This is a genomic window from Streptomyces sp. SM1 (assembly GCF_002910825.1).
GTDB lineage: Bacteria > Actinomycetota > Actinomycetes > Streptomycetales > Streptomycetaceae > Streptomyces > Streptomyces okerensis.
This window is the reverse complement of the sequence record NZ_NEUB01000250.1, coordinates 1-1,104: the sequence shown is the minus strand read 5'-3', so window position 1 is coordinate 1,104 and position 1,104 is coordinate 1. Positions and strand designations below refer to the sequence as shown.

Genomic DNA, 1,104 nt, shown 5'->3' with positions numbered 1-1,104 from the left:
GGCCCGCGCACTGCGGGAGATGACCCACTCCGACGGCCCGCGCGCCGGCGCGCTGCGGTGCGCCGCGGGCGCGCGTACGGCTGTCGCTGGTGGCGCGCTGGTACGTCTCGGCGGTGCTGGGGGCGCTGACGCACGTGCTCTGGGACGCGTGCACGCATCTCGACCGGTGGGGGATGCGGGTGTTTCCCGTGCTGGGCGAGGAGATCGCCGGATCACCGCTGTACTGGTACCTGCAGTACGGCGGTTCGGCGGTGGCCGCGGTCGTGATCGCGCTGTTCGTGGCACGCGCGCTGGGCCGGGCGGAACCCGGGGCGGCCGGGCCGGTGGGGGTGCCGGTTCTCTCGGTCACCGACCGGTGGTGGGCCGTCGCGCTGCTCGGCGGTGCCGCGCTGGTGGGGGCGGTGCAGCGGGCCTCGCGGTGGTGGGACTACTGGGGGTCGACCGCGAAGCCCTGGGAACTGGTCCCGACGGTGTGCTTCGGCGCGGGCGCGGGGCTGGTTCTCGCGCTTCCGCTGTACGCGCTCGCCGTCAGGGCGTGGCGTCCGGCCACCCGGGCCACGGAGGGCTCTGCGGACGACGGTACGCGGCGGCCGGACCGTACGGCCGCACGCTGAGGGTGTCGCTCGCCGCGACGAACACGGTGACGGTACGGACGGGGCGGGGCCGGGGCAGCAGGGTGACCACGAGGGTGAGGTAGGCGCGGGCCAGTTCGGCCCACAGCCGCCAGGGTGGCTGCTCACCGGTGGGGGTGCGGTCGCCTCGCCGGCGGCCGGCGGTGACGCGGCGGCCGAGGTCCGCGGTGGCGTTGCGCAGGGCGGTGGTGAGGGTGACGGGGATGCGGGCGGTACTTGCGGCGGCCGCGAAGACCGGAACCGGCGGAAACGCCTTGGGAGTGGGTCCGTCGGCGTCGGTCCGCGGGGGTGCCGCTGTGCGATGCAGCATGCGTATACCCATGCGTCGCATCCTGTCGGCCACCCCGGCCGACTGCGTCCCTGCGGGGGCCACGCGAGTGACGTCCCCTCCGGGGGTTCGGCCGGGGCCGGACCTCGCGGGCCCCGGCGGCCCCGGCGCAGGTGCCCGCCTCCGCCGGTGCCGGTACGCCCT

General features: G+C 76.5%; 1 protein-coding gene and 1 pseudogene. One reads left to right on the top strand and one right to left on the bottom strand.

Annotation, left to right across the window (positions count from 1 at the left end; all coding sequences use genetic code 11):
* Window positions 1-50 precede the first annotated feature (50 nt).
* Window positions 51-614 (top strand): annotated as a pseudogene (locus tag B9S61_RS05895) (DUF4184 family protein); the annotation flags it as partial.
* Here the strand turns inward: B9S61_RS05895 and B9S61_RS05890 are convergent.
* A complete protein-coding gene (locus tag B9S61_RS05890) occupies window positions 529-954 on the bottom strand; it encodes a hypothetical protein (protein ID WP_181007264.1) in 426 nt (141 codons plus the stop codon). The pseudogene B9S61_RS05895 and the gene B9S61_RS05890 overlap by 86 nt on opposite strands.
* Between the last annotated feature and the right edge of the window lie 150 nt (window positions 955-1,104).